The 16,616-nt window shown below is 71.7% G+C and carries 11 protein-coding genes and 1 tRNA gene; 9 read left to right on the top strand and 3 right to left on the bottom strand.

The genetic code is table 11. From position 1 onward, the window contains the following. Positions 1 to 42: 42 nt before the first annotated feature. On the bottom strand, positions 43 to 1,422 hold the full coding sequence (locus QUG93_RS05265) for a zinc-dependent metalloprotease (protein ID WP_289472736.1): 1,380 nt from the start codon (positions 1,420 to 1,422) through the stop codon (positions 43 to 45). Positions 1,423 to 1,641: 219 nt separating this feature from the next. On the opposite strand from QUG93_RS05265, the gene QUG93_RS05260 reads away from it, so the two are divergent. The 4 genes from QUG93_RS05260 to QUG93_RS05245 all read left to right on the top strand — a co-directional run bounded on the left by QUG93_RS05260 (position 1,642) and on the right by QUG93_RS05245 (position 7,153). Further along, entirely contained in the window at positions 1,642 to 2,751 is a 1,110-nt protein-coding gene (locus QUG93_RS05260) for a YlbL family protein (protein ID WP_289472734.1), read from the top strand. Positions 2,752 to 3,011: 260 nt separating this feature from the next. After that, complete coding sequence (locus QUG93_RS05255) at positions 3,012 to 6,047, top strand: UPF0182 family membrane protein (protein WP_289472732.1); 3,036 nt, start codon at positions 3,012 to 3,014, stop codon at positions 6,045 to 6,047. Between the two features lie 63 nt (positions 6,048 to 6,110). Next, positions 6,111 to 6,187 (top strand) — tRNA-Met (locus QUG93_RS05250). Positions 6,188 to 6,337: 150 nt separating this feature from the next. Next, on the top strand, positions 6,338 to 7,153 hold the full coding sequence (locus QUG93_RS05245; protein WP_289472730.1) for a carbon-nitrogen hydrolase family protein: 816 nt from the start codon (positions 6,338 to 6,340) through the stop codon (positions 7,151 to 7,153). Positions 7,154 to 8,434: 1,281 nt separating this feature from the next. On the opposite strand, the gene QUG93_RS05240 is transcribed toward QUG93_RS05245, so the two are convergent. After that, entirely contained in the window at positions 8,435 to 9,637 is a 1,203-nt protein-coding gene (locus QUG93_RS05240; RefSeq protein WP_289472728.1) for an aminotransferase class I/II-fold pyridoxal phosphate-dependent enzyme, read from the bottom strand. 258 nt (positions 9,638 to 9,895) lie between these two features. Here QUG93_RS05240 and QUG93_RS05235 point away from each other — a divergent pair, with 258 nt between their 5' ends. From QUG93_RS05235 to QUG93_RS05215, 5 genes are all read left to right on the top strand, one after another. Beyond that, complete coding sequence (locus tag QUG93_RS05235) at positions 9,896 to 11,920, top strand: S1C family serine protease (RefSeq protein WP_289472727.1); 2,025 nt, start codon at positions 9,896 to 9,898, stop codon at positions 11,918 to 11,920. A 207-nt stretch (positions 11,921 to 12,127) separates the two neighbouring features. Continuing rightward, the gene (locus QUG93_RS05230) at positions 12,128 to 13,171 is read left to right on the top strand and encodes a glycosyltransferase family 2 protein (RefSeq protein ID WP_289472725.1); all 1,044 of its coding nucleotides are present in this window, start codon (positions 12,128 to 12,130) and stop codon (positions 13,169 to 13,171) included. A 9-nt stretch (positions 13,172 to 13,180) separates the two neighbouring features. Continuing rightward, a complete protein-coding gene (locus tag QUG93_RS05225; RefSeq protein ID WP_289472723.1) occupies positions 13,181 to 13,999 on the top strand; it encodes a CDP-alcohol phosphatidyltransferase family protein in 819 nt (272 codons plus the stop codon). Then, positions 13,996 to 14,904, top strand: a complete 909-nt coding sequence (locus QUG93_RS05220; protein WP_289472721.1) for a glycosyltransferase family 2 protein — start codon at positions 13,996 to 13,998, stop codon at positions 14,902 to 14,904. The genes QUG93_RS05225 and QUG93_RS05220 overlap by 4 nt, the downstream gene beginning before the upstream one ends. A 102-nt stretch (positions 14,905 to 15,006) precedes the next feature. Next, positions 15,007 to 16,239, top strand: a complete 1,233-nt coding sequence (locus QUG93_RS05215; RefSeq protein WP_289472718.1) for a CDP-glycerol glycerophosphotransferase family protein — start codon at positions 15,007 to 15,009, stop codon at positions 16,237 to 16,239. A 14-nt stretch (positions 16,240 to 16,253) separates the two neighbouring features. Here the strand turns inward: QUG93_RS05215 and QUG93_RS05210 are convergent, their stop codons facing one another. Beyond that, positions 16,254 to 16,565 carry a hypothetical protein gene (locus QUG93_RS05210; RefSeq protein WP_289472716.1) on the bottom strand — a complete coding sequence of 104 codons (312 nt, stop codon included), beginning with the start codon at positions 16,563 to 16,565 and terminating at the stop codon, positions 16,254 to 16,256. Between the last annotated feature and the right edge of the window lie 51 nt (positions 16,566 to 16,616).

The following is a 16,616-nucleotide window of genomic DNA, read 5'->3' as shown; positions in this document are numbered from 1 at the left end:
CGGCCGGTCCCGCGGGGACCGGCCGTCGCCATCTGTGGAGAACTACTTCGAGGAGTCCGGGTCGCCCTCGATGCCACCCGACTCGTCCTCGACCGGTCGGTCGCCCGTCGTGTCGTTGAGCAGGTCCTCGAGGGCCTTGTCGAACGCGTCGTCCTCGGCGGAGTGGCCGGGGTTCCGGAGCCGCAGGACGAAGGCGTCCGGGTCGTCGACGTCCTCCGACGTCGGGACGGCGTCGAAGTGCGCCCACAGCGCGTCGCGCTCCTCGGCCCCGAGCTCCGCGGTGACCTTCTGCCACAGCGCTGCGGCCTCGCGCAGCCGACGGGGGCGGAGCTCGAGTCCGACGAGCGTGGCGAACGCGGACTCGGCGGGGCCACCCGCGGCACGGCGTCGACGGACCATCTCGGCGATCGCGTCGGACTTCGGCAGGCGCGTGGTGGCGGCCGCGGTGACGGTGTCGACCCAGCCCTCGACGAGCGCGAGCATCGTCTCGAGCCGCCCGAGCGCCGCCTCCTGCTCAGGGGTGCGCGGCGGGATGAGCGCGCCCGACGCCAGCGCGTCGCGGAGCTGCTCCTGGTTCGTCGGGTCGATCTCCGACGCCAGTTCCTCGACCCGGTCGAACGGGATGTGGATGCCGCGGGCGTAGTCGGTGATCGACGAGATGATGTGCAGGCGGAGCCACCGCGCCGACCGGAAGAGTCGAGCGTGCGCGAGCTCGCGGACCGCGAGGTAGATGCGGACCTCGTCCTCGGGCACGTCGAGGCCCTCGGCGAACTCGGCGACGTTCTGCGGCACGAGCGCCGCGACCTGCTCGTCGAGGAGCGGCACGCCGACGTCACCACCGGACACGACCTCCTTCGAGAGCTGGCCGACCACCTGTCCGAGCTGGATCGCGAAGAGCGCCCCGCCGACCCCGCGCATGGCCTTCGACACGTCGCCGAGCATCGCCTTGAGCTGCTCCGGGGCCCGCTGCTCGATCGCCTCGGTCAGCGCGTCGGAGATGCTCAGCGCGACCGGTTCCGCGATCTGTGCCCACACCGGGGTGGTCGCCTTCGCCCACTGCTCACGCGTGTACAGGCTCGGCGTGGCGGTGAGCTCCGGGACGCTGGTCGCCTCGTCGAGCCACAGCGCCGCGACCTGGAACGCCTGGTCGGACGCCTGCGACGTCGCCGGGTCGACGGGGTGGCCGCCGTCGCGGGCGATCGCGGTCGCGCGCTCGGCCGCGACCGAGAAGTCGATGCCGTCGCCGCCCGTCTGCGCCGCCCGCTGCAGCTGGCTCATCAGGTTCGCCACGAACGCCGGGTCGTTCGGCAGGCCGGCGGCGCCCGCGAGCTGCGACGGGTCGATCTGTCCCTCTCCGGAGAGCAGCTTGCGCAGCATCTCCTGGAAGTCGTCGTCCGGCCCCGGCTGCGGTTCATCAGGCATGCGGACTACGCTAATCGCTGCTCACGGGGCCGCACCTGGGACGCCCCCGTGGGGACGCCCGGAACGCTGCGCCGAGGGCGAACAGCCCGCCAGTGTGCGAGCGGACCACCGGCCTGCCTGCGTGCGGGCGACCGCTCGCCGGTGCGCGGGCGCCCGCCCGCCAGTGCGCGGGCAACCGCCCGCCAGCGCGCGGGCGAGAAGCCCCGTGGAAGGACGTCCGTGACCCTCTTCGCCCCCGAGCCCCGTCGTCGTTCCCGTGCACGCACCATCGGCTGGGCGTTCGTCGTCGGAGCGGTGGTGCTCGGGCTGCTGGCGAGCTTCCTGCCGAGCCCGTACCTGATCGAGGTGCCGGGTCCGGTGTACAACACGATCGGCACCCAGCGGCAGGGCCAGGGCAAGGACGCGAAGGACGTCGAGCTCATCCAGATCGACGGCGCCAGGACCTACCCGACGTCGGGCGCGCTCGACATGCTCACGGTCGGCATCCAGGGCGACGCGACGAACCGCCCGTCGTGGACGAGCGTCATCCGTGCGCTGTTCTCGGAGTCCGAGGCCGTGATCCCGGCCAGCGCGGTCTACCCCGAGGGCACCACGACCGAGCAGGTGAACCAGCAGGACGCGGCCGCCATGCAGTCCTCGCAGCAGTCGGCCGTGGCCGCGGCGCTCATCCACCAGGGCGAGCGCCTGCCCACCCGGCTCGAGGTCGGTTCGGTGCAGCAGGGGTCCGCCGCCGACGGGGTCATCCGGAAGGGCGACGTCATCACGGCGTTCGACGGCCGACAGCTCACCACCAACGTCGACGCGGGGTCGCTGCGGGCAGCGGTGGCGGAGCACGGGACGTCGTCACCGGCGACCGTCACCATCGAACGCGACGGTGCGAGCCGCACCGTGCAGGTCACGCCGCGCGAGGAACAGGGCACCGCGCTGCTCGGGGTCGGCGTCACCGAGCAGTACGACTTCCCGTTCGAGGTGGAGATCGCCCTCCAGGACGTCGGCGGACCGTCAGCGGGGATGATGTTCGCGCTCGGGATCATCGACGAACTGACCCCGGGCGAGCTGAACGGCGGCAAGCACGTCGCGGGCACCGGCACGATCACCGCCGACGGTGAGGTCGGCCCGATCGGTGGCATCCGGCAGAAGCTGTACGGTGCGAAGGAGGCCGGCGCCACGGTCTTCCTCGCACCGGCCGACAACTGCGACGAGGTCGTCGGGCACGTCCCGGACGGGCTCGACGTGTACAAGGTGGCCACGCTGGACCAGGCGGTGACCGACCTGCAGACCATCGCGTCGGGCAAGAGCACCGCCGGTCTGGCGCGCTGCGGCTCCTGAGCGCCACCGTCGCGACGCGGGCGGCGTGGCGGGCGCGGGTCGCGCCTCCAGGCGGTCGCCTGCTCCGGACGGGAGGCTCGGACCGCCTTCCTGAGTCCCCGTACAGTTTGACTGTCGGTCCAGACCAATAGGATCGGGGCACTGACGGCCCGCCGCGCCGGGCCCGCCGGTCCGACACGTCTGGAGCACATCAAGTGACGACAACCTCGTCCGCCTCGGGTCCCTCACCATCTGGGCGGCGTTCGCCGCGGGTCCCGATCGTGGTCACGATCATCGTGCTGGCCGCACTGGTGATCGGCTTCTTCATCTTCGCCAGCCTGTACACCGACTACGCGTGGTTCGCGCAGCTCGGCTTCCAGCAGGTCCTCACCACGCGCTGGATCGCGGGGACGCTCATGTTCGTCGCCGGGTTCCTCGGCATGGCGATCCCGGTGTACATCAGCATCGCGCTCGCGTTCCGGTTCCGCCCGGTGTACGCGAAGCTCAACTCGCAGCTCGACCGGTACCAGCAGGTCATCGAGCCGCTGCGCCGTGCCGTCATGATCGGCATCCCGGTCGTGCTCGGGCTGTTCGCCGGCCTGGCGACCGCCGGACGCTGGAGCATGGTGCTCGAGTACTTCAACCGGACGCCCTTCGGCACGAAGGACCCGCAGTTCGGGCTCGACATCGGCTTCTACGTCTTCGAGCTGCCGTTCTGGCGCTCGGTCGTCGCGTACGCGTCGGCCGTCGTGCTCATCGCGGGCATCGCCGCCCTCGCCGCGACCTACCTCTACGGCGCGCTCCGCTTCGGTGGGCGCGAGGTCCGCATCTCCCGCGCTGCGCGCATCCAGCTCGCGGTGACCGCCGCCGTCTACGTCGCGCTGCAGGCCGTCAGCCTCTGGCTCGACCAGTACGCCGCGCTGACCAAGGACAACCCGCTCATCACCGGTGCGCAGTACACCGACGTGAACGCGGTCATCCCGGGTCGCGAGATCATGGCCGGCATCGCGGCGATCGTCGCCGTCCTGTTCATCGTCACCGCCGTGATCGGCCGGTGGCGCATCTCGATCGTCGGCACCGGCCTGCTGCTCGTCGCCGCGATCGTGATCGGCGGCATCTACCCGTGGATCGTGCAGCGCATCCAGGTGAAGCCGTCGGAGCGCACCTACGAATCCGCCTACATCGAGCGGAACATCAAGGCCACGCGGGACGCCTACGGCGTGAGCGGCGTCCAGGAGCAGAACTACGACGCCACGACCGAGGCCAGCTCCGGCGCCCTGGCGCAGGACGCCCAGACCACCGCGAACATCCGTCTGATCGACCCGAAGATCGTCTCCGACACCTTCAGCCAGCTGCAGCAGTACCGGCAGTACTACCAGTTCCCGAAGGAGCTGGACGTCGACCGCTACGACGTCAAGGGACAGACCGAGGACACCGTCATCGCGGTCCGCGACATCGACCTCGAGGGCCTCAGCTCGCAGGCGAACACGCAGTACAACCGCACGTTCGTCTACACGCACGGCTTCGGGGTCACCGCGGCGTACGGCAACCAGCGCGCCAGCGACGGCAAGCCGGTGTTCCTGGAGTCCGGCATCCCGTCGAACGGCGAGCTCGGCAACTACCAGGAGCGGGTCTACTTCGGGGAGACCTCGCCGCCCTACTCGATCGTCGGCGGGCCCGAGAACGCGAAGGACATCGAGCTCGACTACCCCGCAGGTTCGGACGACAGCGACGGCGGCAACGCCACCACGACCTACCAGGGCGACGGCGGACCGAGCCTCGGCAACTTCTTCAACCGCCTGGTCTACGCGGCGAAGTTCCAGTCCGAGCAGATCCTGCTGTCGAACGCGGTGAACAAGGACTCGCAGATCCTGTACGACCGCGACCCGATCCAGCGTGTGCAGAAGGTCGCGCCGTACCTGAAGCTCGACAGCGACGCGTACCCGGCGATCGTCGACCACCGCATCCAGTGGATCGTGGACGGCTACACGACCAGCGACGCCTACCCGTACTCGCAGAGCCAGAGCCTGTCGGACACGGTCGCCGGTACCGACTCGTCGGCGTTCCGCACCGACCAGGTGAACTACATCCGCAACTCGGTGAAGGCCACCGTCGACGCGTACACCGGCAAGGTGACGCTCTACGCGTGGGACACCCAGGACCCGGTGCTCAAGACGTGGCAGAAGATCTTCCCCACGTCGACGGAGCCGGTGTCGCAGATGAGCGCCGAGCTCCTCGACCACGTGCGCTACCCGACCGACCTGTTCAAGGTGCAGCGGTCCATCCTCGGCACGTACCACGTGACGAACGCGAACTCGTTCTACTCAGGTGACGACGCGTGGAACACCCCGCAGGAGACGACCACGGGCACGTCCGACTCCGACGGCGACACCACGACGGACACGACGTCGCAGACCACGACGAACGCGCTCGGCACCAGGACGACGCCCACGCAGGGCAACCTGCAGGACCCGTACTACCTGACGATGAAGGTGCCGGGGCAGGACACCGCGTACTCGCTCTACACGACGTACATCCCGCAGCAGTCGGCCGGGGCGAACAACCGCAACGTGCTGACCGGGTACCTCGCCGTGGACTCGGACGCCGGTGGTGCCGGCAAGGGCGAGAAGGCGTCGAACTACGGCAAGCTCACGCTGCTGACCATGCCGAAGACCGACAACATCCCGGGCCCGGCGCAGGTGCAGAGCCTCTTCAACGGTGACACCACCGTGTCGCAGGAGCTGAACATCCTGAAGCGGGGCAACTCGACGGTGAAGCAGGGCAACCTGCTGACCCTGCCCGTCGGCGGCGGCTTCCTCTACGTCCAGCCCGTGTACGTGCAGTCGACGTCGAGCGGTTCCTACCCGCTGCTGCAGAAGGTGCTCGTCGCCTTCGGGGACAAGATCGCGTTCGAGGACACCCTCGACCAGGCGCTCAACGAGCTGTTCGGCGGCGACTCCGGTGCCTCCGCCGGTGACCAGGGCGCTTCGAGTGGTTCGGGTTCGTCGAGTGGTTCGGGCTCGTCCGACGGTTCCGGTTCGTCCGGCGGGTCGGACTCGTCGGGTGGTTCCTCGTCCGGCGGGTCGGACACCTCCGGTGGGTCGGACACCTCCGGTGGGTCCGAGTCCGGCGCCTCCGGCGGCTCGTCGAGCGGCACCGACAACCAGGCGCTCCAGCGCGCACTGGCCGATGCGAAGAGCGCGCTCGACGACCGGCAGAAGGCGTACGCGGACAACGACCTGGTCGCCGCTGCCGAGGCGGACAAGCGCCTGCAGGAGGCCATCGAGGCGGCCACGGAGGCTGAGAACGGCAACTGACACGCCGTGGCGGGGCACGCGATTTGTGCCCCGCCACGACCGTGTGTAGGCTGTTCAACGTGCCGCGGGGTGGAGCAGTTCGGTAGCTCGCTGGGCTCATAACCCAGAGGTCGTAGGTTCAAATCCTGCCCCCGCAACCAAGCGTCACACGAAGGCCCCGGTCCAGTCGGACCGGGGTCTTCGTCGTTCCCAGGGCCTTCATCGTTCCCGGGGCTCTCGTCGTTTCCGGGGCCTTCGTCGTTCCCAGCCCGGACTGCCGAGACCCGTGGCCTGCCGGGTACCCTCGCCGGATGGCCACCCTGACGATCGCCGCCGCGCAGTTCGCACCCGCCGACGACACCGTGGCGAACCTCGAGACCGTGCGCGTCGCCGCCGAGGACGCCGCGGCCCGCGGAGCCGACCTCCTCGTGACGCCTGAGTACACCTCGTACTTCACGGCGGACATCGACGACCGGTTCGTCGCCGCGGCGCAACCGTTGGACGGTCCGTTCGTGTCCGGCCTCCTCGACGTCGCGCGCTCGACCGGCATCGCCCTCGTGGTCGGAGTCGCCGAGACGAGTGACGAGTCCGGGCGGTTCCGGAACACGCTGGTGGCCGTCCGGCCCGACGGTTCCCTGGCCGTGACGTACCGGAAGGTGCACCTCTACGATGCCTTCGGCGCACGGGAGTCCGACCGGATCGAGTCCGGCGCCGTCGATCAGCTCCCCGTCTTCTCGCTCCGCGGTGTCCGGATCGGGCTCGAGACCTGCTACGACCTCCGGTTCCCCGAGGTCACGCGGCGCCTCGCAGCGGCCGAGTCCGGCGCGGTGGACGTCGTCGTGCTCCCCGCCGAGTGGGTTCGTGGCCCGGGCAAGGAGCACCACTGGCGGACGCTGCTGACCGCCCGCGCGATCGAGAACACCGTGTGGGTCGTCGGTGTCGGACAGACCGGTCCGGTCGGCATCGGCGGCTCGGTCGTCATCGATCCGTCGGGTGTGGCGGTCGCCGCTGCCGGTGCGACTCCGGGGACCCTGCTCGCCACCGTCGACACGGCGACGACCGAGGCCGTCCGCGCCGTGAACCCGTCTCTGTCCCTGCGACGCTTCGACGTCGTGCCGCGCGGCTGACGGCTCACCCACCACGGTTCGTCGCGCCGGCGAGACGCACGCGCTCGTGCGGTGGCACCCGGCACGTCGTCCGCGAGCGGGCGGAACCGTCGCGCCGGCGCCACGCACCGTTCCGTTCTCGCCCGCTCGGCGGAGCGGGCGGCTCCCGAACGCCCGTCGTCCTCACGCTGAACGCAGTGAGCGGACGCACGTCCCCGCCGACTGCGCGCGGCGAGGGGACGCACGCCCAAGTCGAGCGGGCGGAACCGTCCCGCAAGGTCGTCGCACGGTTCCGTTCTCACCCGCTCGATGGAGCCGGGCGGCTCCCGAACGCCCGTCGTCCTCACGCTGGACGCGGTGAGTGGACGCACGCCCACGTCGAGCGGGCGGAACCGTCCCGCACCTGGCCGTCGCCGCGTCCGTTCCGCTTGCTCGTGTCGATGTCAGGTCCGCTCGCGCAGTGAGTGGGCGGAACGAGCCGCACGTGGAGTGCCGAGCTGACCCTCCTGCCCGTTCGATGTCGTCAGCCGCGCGGGAGGGCGCGACCGCACCCGCTCGAGCTCGCTCGCCCGTCGACGACGTCCGTTCAGTGCGATGACGAGCGCTCCCGCCTGACGAGCGTGCAGAACGAGCTGCCTTCCGCTCGCTCGCGTCGGGCATCGCGAACGACGGTGCGACGAATGGGCGGAAGCGATGACCCACACCCGAGAACCGAGCAGGATCCGCCCGCTCGCGGCGTCGGTGCGGGTCCTGCTGATGGATGTGCGGGGTCGCACGGCACGAGCGGGCGGAAGCGGCGCCGTCGGAGGGGGGGAGCAGTACCGGATCTGCCCGCTCGGGGGCGGTCGGGCCGATCGGAGGAGAGGCACGCAGTCGAACGAAGCTCGAACGGGCGGGATCGGCAGCGGAGGCGACGGGCTCGCGCGGGTTCCGACCGTTCGCCGGGCCCCGGCGGCGCGTGACTCGCCGTCAGCGGGCTCGGGCAGGTTCCGCCCGTTCGCTGGGGGTCCGGCGGTGCACGGCGCGCTGGCGGTGGTCGAGCGGGCGGGATCGGCGGCGCGGGGCCGGTGCACGTGCGGGGTTCGCCCGCTCGCGGTCGCTGCGGGGAACGGGGGACGTCATGTGGTCGAGCGGGCGGTACCGGCAACGTGCGGCCTGGAGTGTCGACGGGAAGGCCCGTTCGTCGGTGCGACGGGGCGCGCGCGAGTCCTGCGGCGACGAGGGGTCGGCACGTCCCGGCGCGGCGGCCGATGTGGGGCGGACGCGACGGGCGGGGCGGGGGAGGGCGTGCCTCCCGTCCGGTCAGTCGGTGGGAGCGAGCGCTGCGAGCCGGTTGACCGCCTCGGCGAGCACGTCACGCCGCTTGCAGAACGCGAAGCGGACGAGCGAGCGGTAGCCCGGCGCATGGTCCGGGCGGACGAACGCGGAGACCGGCACCCCGACGACGCCGGCCGCGGCGGGGAGGCGCAGGCAGAAGTCGCGGGCGTCCTCGTGACCGAGCGGCCTGGTGTCGGCGAGGACGAAGTAGCCGCCGTCCGGTCGGAGGACGTCGAAGCCGGCTGACCGCAGGCCGTCCGCGAGCAGCTCGTGCTTCGACGACAGGTCCTGCGCGATGCCGTGGAACACCTCGTCTGGGAGTCGGAGACCAGCGGCGACCGCCGGCTGGAACGGGGCACCGTTGACGAAGGTCAGGTACTGCTTCACGGAGACGATCGCCTCGACGAGCGGAGCGGTGGCGGTGAGCCAGCCGATCTTCCACCCGGTGGTGCTGAACGTCTTGCCGGCGCTCGAGATCGTGACGGTGCGTTCCGCGGCGCCGGGCAGGGTCGCGATCGGGACGTGGGGGGTGGTGAACGTCAGGTGCTCGTACACCTCGTCGGTGACGATCAGGGCGTCGTACTGCTCGGCGAGCTCGACGACGGTCGCGAGGACCTCGCGGGGGAGCACCCGACCGGTGGGGTTGTGCGGCGTGTTGACGAGCACGACCCGGGTGCGGTCGGAGAACGCAGCGCGCAGGGTGGCCTCGTCCGGCAGGAAGTCCGGGGCGGTGAGCGGCACCGTGACGTGGGTGCCGCCGGCGAGACGGACGAGTGCGCCGTAGGCGTCGTAGAACGGCTCGAACGTGACGACCTCGTCGCCGGGCTCGACGAACGCCAGCAGGGTGGCGGCGAGGGCCTCGGTCGCGCCCGCGGTGACGAGGACCTCGCGGTCCGGGTCCACCTCGAGGCCGTACCAGTGCGCCTGGTGCTCGGCGATCGCGGCGCGCAGCTCGGGGGTCCCTCGGCCGGGCGGGTACTGGTTGACGCCCTGGCGGATCGCGTCGACGGCCGCGTCGAGCACGGCTGCGGGACCGTCCTCGTCCGGGAACCCCTGCCCGAGGTTGATCGCGCCCGTCGCGGCGGCGAGGGCGCTCATCTCGGCGAACACGGTCGGCGCGGGGACGCCGTCCGGGCCGAGGAGCATCGCTCCTTCGGCGGCTCGGAGCCAGGGTCCGGTGCGGTGCATGGTGGTCCCTCCCGTGCGAACGGCGCGGTCGACGTCGTGGTCGCACCCAACCTAGTGGTCACGCTGCGAGGAGCCGGGGGAGCGCCGGGTGGTCGCGCTGCGAGGAGCCGGGGGAGCGCCCGGTGGTCGTGCTGCATGGACCCGGGGAACCGCCCACAGCCCACGCATAAGATCGCCATAGGCCGCTTGCAGCCCCAGCAGGAGCACCGCTCAGGTGGGTCCGGAAGACTGCACGAGCTTGAAAGGAGCACGTCCAGCATGACCGACACCACGCCACACGGCCAGGGCGACGAGAACCGCCCCCAGGACACCGACCACCGGGCCGCAGCCGAGGACGCCACGCGCGTCACCTCCGGCGAGGGCACGTCGACGCCGGACGCCTCCGGAGAGCCGACCGACCGCCGCACCGACGACGACCGCACCGGCCACGACGGCACCGGCCACGACGGCCGCGGCCACGACCGCACCGACGGGACCGGACGCGCCGACGCGGGTGAGACCGACGTCATCTCCGCTGCGGGCGACCACCCGACGGACCGCTACACGGCCCCGTACCCGACGTTCGGCGGGACCGACGGCAGCGCCCGGCAGTCGAGCCCCTACGGATCGGACAACGGCGGCTACGGACAGTCGTCGCAGTCAACCGGTCCCTCGGGCCAGTACGCCCAGGCCCCGGGTCAGTACGGCCAGGGCCAGGGCTCGTACGGTCAGGGCGGCCAGGAGCAGTACGGCCAGGGTCAGGAGCGGTACGGCCAGGCCCAGTCCCAGTACGGCCAGGGCGGCGGGTACGGCCAGGGCGGGAGCCAGTACGGCAGCAGCCATGGCCAGTACGGTCAGGGGCAGTACGGCACCGGCCAGGGCCAGTACGGCAGCAGCCAGCCCCGCTACGGCGAGTACGCCCAGGACTCCCGCTACGGCACGAACCAGAGCGCCTCGTACCCCGGCTCCGCCCAGGCCCCGTCGTCGGCCAGCGCCTTCGGCGACGTCGACGGCACGAACCAGCGCAACGGCCACTACTTCGGCGCGGGCACGACCGGCGCCGCCTCCGGTGCCGCGGTCGGCACCGCGACCAGCGAGAAGCGCGGCCGCAACAAGCTCGTCCTGCCGGTCGTCGCCGGGCTGGTCCTCGCCGGCCTGGTCGGTGGCGGAGCAGGCTGGGCAGCGGGCGCATCGCAGGCCGGCGGCGGCACCGTCATCGGCAACAGCTCGTCGCAGGGCGGCGGCAACCTGACCGTCAACGACTACAACAACGCGACGGTCGTCACGGCCGTCGCCGCGCAGGCCACCCCGTCGGTCGTGACGATCAACGTGTCCTCCGGCTCGGAGGGCGGCACCGGCTCCGGCGTCGTCTTCACGAAGGACGGCTACATCGTCACGAACACCCACGTGGTGACGCTCGACGGTGACAGCTCGAACGGCACGATCACCGTCACGACCTCCGACGGCAAGATCTACCCGGCGAAGCTCGTCGGCACGGACCCGACCGTCGACCTCGCGGTCATCAAGGTCGACGCGACCGACATGAAGCCGATCTCGTTCGCCGACTCCTCCGGCCTGAACGTCGGGGACACCGCGGTCGCGATCGGCGCACCGCTCGGCCTGTCGAACACCGTCACCGACGGCATCGTCTCGACGCTCAACCGCAGCATCCAGGTCACGTCGAGCGCACCGAGCCAGGGCGGCGACTCGAACGAGGGCGGCAACGGCAACGGCGGCCCGTTCGACTTCTGGGGCAACGGCGACAACGGCAGCAGCTCGAGCGCGAAGACGACCGTGTCACTGCCGGTCATCCAGACGGACGCGTCGATCAACCCCGGCAACTCCGGTGGTGCGCTGCTGGACTCGAAGGGCAAGCTCATCGGCATCAACGTCGCGATCGCCAGCGCCGGCAGCTCGCAGTCGTCGGACGCGCAGTCGGGCAGCATCGGTGTCGGCTTCTCGATCCCGGCGAACCTGGTGAAGCGTGTCGCGAACGAGATCCGCGAGAACGGCTCCGCGACGCACGGTCTGCTCGGTGCCACGGTCGGTGACGCCTCCGAGGACGCGAACGCCACCCAGATGGGCGCGCTCATCAAGTCGGTCTCGTCCGGCGGGGCGGCGTCCGGAGCCGGCCTGCGCAAGGGTGACGTCGTCACCAAGATCGGCTCGGCGACGGTCTCCGACGCCACCGACCTGACGGCGCAGGTCCGGTTCTTCGCCGGTGGCGCGAAGACGACGATCACCTACGTCCGCGACGGGCAGACGCGTGAGACGGACGTGACCCTCGGCACCTACAAGGGCTGACGCGACCAGCGACGGACGGGAGGCGCGGTGCCGGCTGGCACCGCGCCTCCCGTCCGTCCGCGGGTCCTGTCCGAGACCGGTCGACGCGGACGGCGGTCGGAGCGGGCGCAAGTGGGTGCCCCGGCCCCTTGATAGGCTCGTGCCTGCTCTCCGGGGCGGTACCGTCCGCGGTGCGCCCCGCGCACCATCCCCGACCCCGAGGACCGCATGCAGACAGACGGACAGCCCCTGCCCGGGGTCTCGTACGTGATGCCGGTGCTCAACGAGGTCACCGAGGTCCGTGCCGCGGTCGCGAGCCTGCTCGAGCAGGACTACGCCGGCCCGTTCGAGGTGATCCTCGCGCTCGGCCCGTCGATCGACGGCACGAACGAGCTCGTCGCCGAGATGAGCGCCGCCGACCCGCGCATCCGGGCCATCGAGAACCCGGTGGGGTCCACCCCCGCGGGGCTCAACGTCGCCATCAGGGCGTCGGTGCACCCGGTGGTCGTGCGTGTGGACGCGCACTCCGTGCTGCCGCCGGACTACACGCGGATCGCCGTCCGGGTGCTCCTGGAGTCGGGTGCGGACAACGTCGGCGGCATCATGCGCGCCGAGGGCCGGACGCCGTTCGAACGTGCGGTGGCACTGGCGTACGGCAGCCGGGTCGGGCTCGGTGGCACCCCGCACCACGTCGGTGGCAAGGCCGGTCCGGCCGAGACCGCGTACCTGGGCGTGTTCCGACGGGACCGCCTGTTCGAGGTCGGCCTGTTCGACGAGGGCATCAAGCGCGGTCAGGACTGGGAGCTCAACCGGCGCCTGCGGCAGACCGGCGGCACGGTGTGGTTCACGCCGGAGCTCGTCGTCACGTACCGCCCACGGCCGAGCCTGCGCCGGTTGGTCCGGCAGTTCGTCGCCACCGGCCTCTGGCGCGGTGAGCTCGCCCGCCGCTTCCCCGCGAACAACGGCCTGCGCTACTTCGTGCCGCCCGCGATGGTCGCCGCGATGGCGCTCGGTGTCGTCGCCGGGCTCGTCGGGGTCGTCGGCGCCGCACTGGGCTCCCCGGTCGCGTGGGCCCTGCTCGGCTTCGTCGTGCCCGCGGTCTACCTCGTCTTCGTCGTGGTCGGCGCCGTCCTCGTGGCGCGGCGTTCCGACCTGCCGACCCTGCTCTGGTTGATCGTGGTGCTGCCCTGCATCCACGTCGGCTGGGGTGTCGGGTTCATCATCGGGTTCCTGACCCGGACCTCCGAGCTGACCACGCACACGGGACGGTGACCTGACCCCTTGATCGACGACACCTCCGGCCGCGGCTCCGCCCGCCCGACCTCGATCGCCGAACTCCGCGCGGTCGCCCAGCCCGACGAGGTCCGTTCGCGGGCGAACGCCGAGCACTGGACGGCGTCGCTGTACCTGCGCGACGTCTCGCCGTACCTGACCTGGGTGCTCCTGAAGACGCGGGTGTCGGCGAACCAGGTGACCGGGCTCATGATCCTGGTCGGGTGGAGCGTCGCCGGCGCGCTGCTCATCCCCGGCATCTGGGGTGCGCTGCTCGCGCTCGTGCTGGGGCAGCTGCAGATGCTCGTGGACTGCTCCGACGGCGAGGTCGCGCGGTGGCGCGGCACGCGGTCGCCCGCGGGCGTGTTCCTCGACAAGGTCGGGCACTACACGACCGAGGGACTCATCCCGATCGCGCTCGGCGTCCGGGCGGCGACCTGGCCGATCCACGGCGGCGACTGGATGTGGACGACGATCGGATGCGCGCTCGGCCTGGTGATCGTGCTCAACAAGGCGCTGAACGACATGGTGCACGTCGCCCGTGCGAACGCCGGGCTCGACAAGCTCGTCGACCGTCGTGACGCCGGGACGGTGCCGTCCGGCCGGCGTCTCGCCACACTGCGACGCGCGGCACGGTTCCTGCCGTTCCACCGCCTGTACCACTCCGTCGAGCTGTCGATCCTGGCCTTCGTCTTCGCCCTGGTGGCGCTGGTGATCGGTCACCCGCTCGCCGACCGGGTCCTGGTCGGCGCGCTGCTGCCGCTCGCCGTGCTGGCGACCGCGGGGCACTTCGTCGCCATCATCTCGTCGAAGCGGGTCCGCGCGTGACGCCCGGCACCGCTCGGCGCAACGCCGTACCGCACCGCGAGCGGCCGCGCATCGGCGTCGTGAGCCTGTCGCAGGGCACCCGGCCGGACGACCTCCGCCGCGGGCTCGACAGCGTGCTCGCGCAGCAGGGCGTCGAGCTCGACGTCGTGTGCGTCGGGAACGGGTGGGAGCCCACCGGGCTGCCCGACGGCGTCCGCGCGCTGGCACTGCCCGAGAACCGTGGGATCCCGGCCGGACGGAACGCCGGTGCCGACGTCGTCGAGGGCGACTTCGTGTTCTTCCTGGACGACGACGCGTCGATCCCGTCGCCGACCTTCCTGCGCGATGCCGTGGCGCTGTTCGAGCGCGACCCGTCGCTCGGGCTGGTGCAGCCGCGCGTCGTCGACCCGACCGGCGCTGCCAACCCCCGCCGCTGGGTACCCCGCATCCGCAAGGGGTCGCCGACGGACTCGTCGCCGGTGTTCTCGGTCTGGGAGGGCGCCGTCGTCCTGCCGACGGACGTCTACCGTGCGGTCGGTGGCTGGGGAGCCCCGTACTTCTACGCGCACGAGGGCATCGAGCTCGCGTGGCGCGTGTGGGACGCCGGACGCCGAGCCTGGTACGCCGGTGAGCTGGTCGCCCACCACCCCGCGATCGACCCTGCGCGGCACACGGAGTACATCCGCCTGAACGCCAGGAACCGGGTGTTCCTCGCGCGACGCAACCTGCCCGGGGTGCTCCGTCCGCTCTACGTCGGGTCGTGGGCAGCGATCCAGCTGGCCCGCTGGTGGCGGCACCCGCTCCGACTGCGGACCTGGTTCGCCGGGGTCCGCGAGGGCTGGACCGCGGACTGCGGACCGACCCGGCCCATGAGCTGGTTGACCATCGGTCGGATGTCCCTGGCCGGACGTCCACCCGTCGTCTGACCAGGCCGTGACGCCGTCAGTCATCCCGACCCCCGTCCCGTCGGACTCCGCGGTCCCACCGCTCGGACCGCACAGATCCCCGCCCGTAGCCTGAGGACCACCATGCCGATCACCAAGGACGTCCGGACCGCGATCCGCCTCGCCCGCCGCCTGCTGGTGTCGCGTCGGAGTCGACGTGACCTGGCCCGACGGTTGCCCGGCGTGCCGCCGCTCGCCCCTCGCTCGGTCGAGATCGCGGTGTACTTCGCGGACGGCCCGGTGAACATGTACCAGGTGCGCCAGTGGTACGCGCCCCTCGCCGAACTCGCCACCCAGCACCCGGTGGCGATCGTCTCGCGAAGCCCCGGGACCATGACCACGCTGCTCGACGAGTCGCCCGTGCCCGTCGTCTACGCGCGCCAGGTGGTCGACCTCGAGCGGTTCGTCGAGGAGCAGGCGCCCAAGATCGTCCTGTACGTCAACCAGAACGCCCGCAACTTCCAGATGATGCGGTACGGGCGCATGTGGCACGTCTTCGTCAACCACGGCGAGAGCGACAAGATGTACATGACCACGAACCAGTTCAAGGCGTACGACTACGCCCTGATCGCCGGGGACGCGGCCCGGGACCGGCTCGCCGCCGCGCTGTGGGACTACGACGTGGACGCCCGCACGATCGCGATCGGCCGTCCGCAGGCCGACCACTTCGCCGGCGCGGTGCCGTACCCCGCGGACGGCCGCACCGTCGTGCTCTACGCCCCGACGTGGGAGGGCGACCGCGCCGCAGCGGCCTACGGCTCGATCGCGTCGCACGGCGTGACGATCGCGGAACGCCTGCTCGCATCGCCCCGGCACCGGCTCGTCTACCGCCCGCACCCGCGGAGCGGCGTGCTCGACCCGGCGTACCGGGCCGCGCACGAGCGCATCGTCGCGGCGATCACCGCTGCGAACGCCGCCGACCCGGGCGCGCACCACGTGCACGACGACGGCCCGGAGCTCGGCTGGCAGCTGGCGGACGCCGACGTCGCCATCACCGACATCAGCGCGATGATCTACGACCGGTTGGCAGTGGGGAAGCCCCTCGTCGTGACCCGGCCGGTGTCGCCCGACGCCGACGTCGACGAGCGTGGCTACCTGGGCGACGCGAACTGGCTGCTCGCCGACGACGCGGTCGACGTCGTGGCGCGGGTCGACGCCGCGGCCAACGACGCCGAGGAGCTCGCCAAGCTGCGGCACTGGGTGCAGCGGTACTTCGGCGACACCACCCCCGGCGCCGCCACGGCCCGACTGCACGCCGCGGTCGAGCGGCTGCTGGCCCGCTGGGACGAGGTCGCCGCGGAGCGCGGCGAGCACTGACCGGGCGCGGCCGGTCACGAGGCGAGCCCGACCAGGCGGTCGCCGACGAGCGACATCCGCCAGAGGTACTCGGACCGGTCCGGCCGCCGCCAGCGGACGACGACGATCCCGGTCTGCTCCGGGTCCGCGCCGAAGACCGCGATGGACAGCGACCGCCCCGGGTCGAGCTGGTTGACCGCCAGCGGCGGGCAGTAGCCGCTGCCGAGGTGCGTGAGCGAGATCGCGTGGAGTGGTTCGGGACCGGTGTTCGTCAGGTCGTAGCGACGTGGTGCCCGGGATCGGTCGACGGTGAACGGGACTGGGTAGGCCGTGGGTGGGTGGTGCATGCCGGTCACGCTAGGGGGAGGGGCCGACGTCGGGCGGCCCGGGGACCCGGT

Source organism: Curtobacterium caseinilyticum (assembly GCF_030363035.1).
Taxonomy (GTDB): domain Bacteria; phylum Actinomycetota; class Actinomycetes; order Actinomycetales; family Microbacteriaceae; genus Curtobacterium; species Curtobacterium caseinilyticum.
Note: the sequence above shows the minus strand (reverse complement) of the source record. Positions and strands in the feature narration are given on the sequence as shown.

Bases quoted from the DNA above. Each gene is read 5' to 3' on its own strand.
- QUG93_RS05215 (WP_289472718.1), top strand. From the start codon at position 15,007: ATGCCGATCACCAAGGACGTCCGGACCGCGATCCGCCTCGCCCGCCGC.
- QUG93_RS05230 (WP_289472725.1), top strand. From the start codon at position 12,128: ATGCAGACAGACGGACAGCCCCTGCCCGGGGTCTCGTACGTGATGCCG.
- QUG93_RS05235 (WP_289472727.1), top strand. From the start codon at position 9,896: ATGACCGACACCACGCCACACGGCCAGGGCGACGAGAACCGCCCCCAG.
- QUG93_RS05245 (WP_289472730.1), top strand. From the start codon at position 6,338: ATGGCCACCCTGACGATCGCCGCCGCGCAGTTCGCACCCGCCGACGAC.
- QUG93_RS05265 (WP_289472736.1), bottom strand. From the start codon at position 1,422: ATGCCTGATGAACCGCAGCCGGGGCCGGACGACGACTTCCAGGAGATG.
- QUG93_RS05210 (WP_289472716.1), bottom strand. From the start codon at position 16,565: ATGCACCACCCACCCACGGCCTACCCAGTCCCGTTCACCGTCGACCGA.
- QUG93_RS05240 (WP_289472728.1), bottom strand. From the start codon at position 9,637: ATGCACCGCACCGGACCCTGGCTCCGAGCCGCCGAAGGAGCGATGCTC.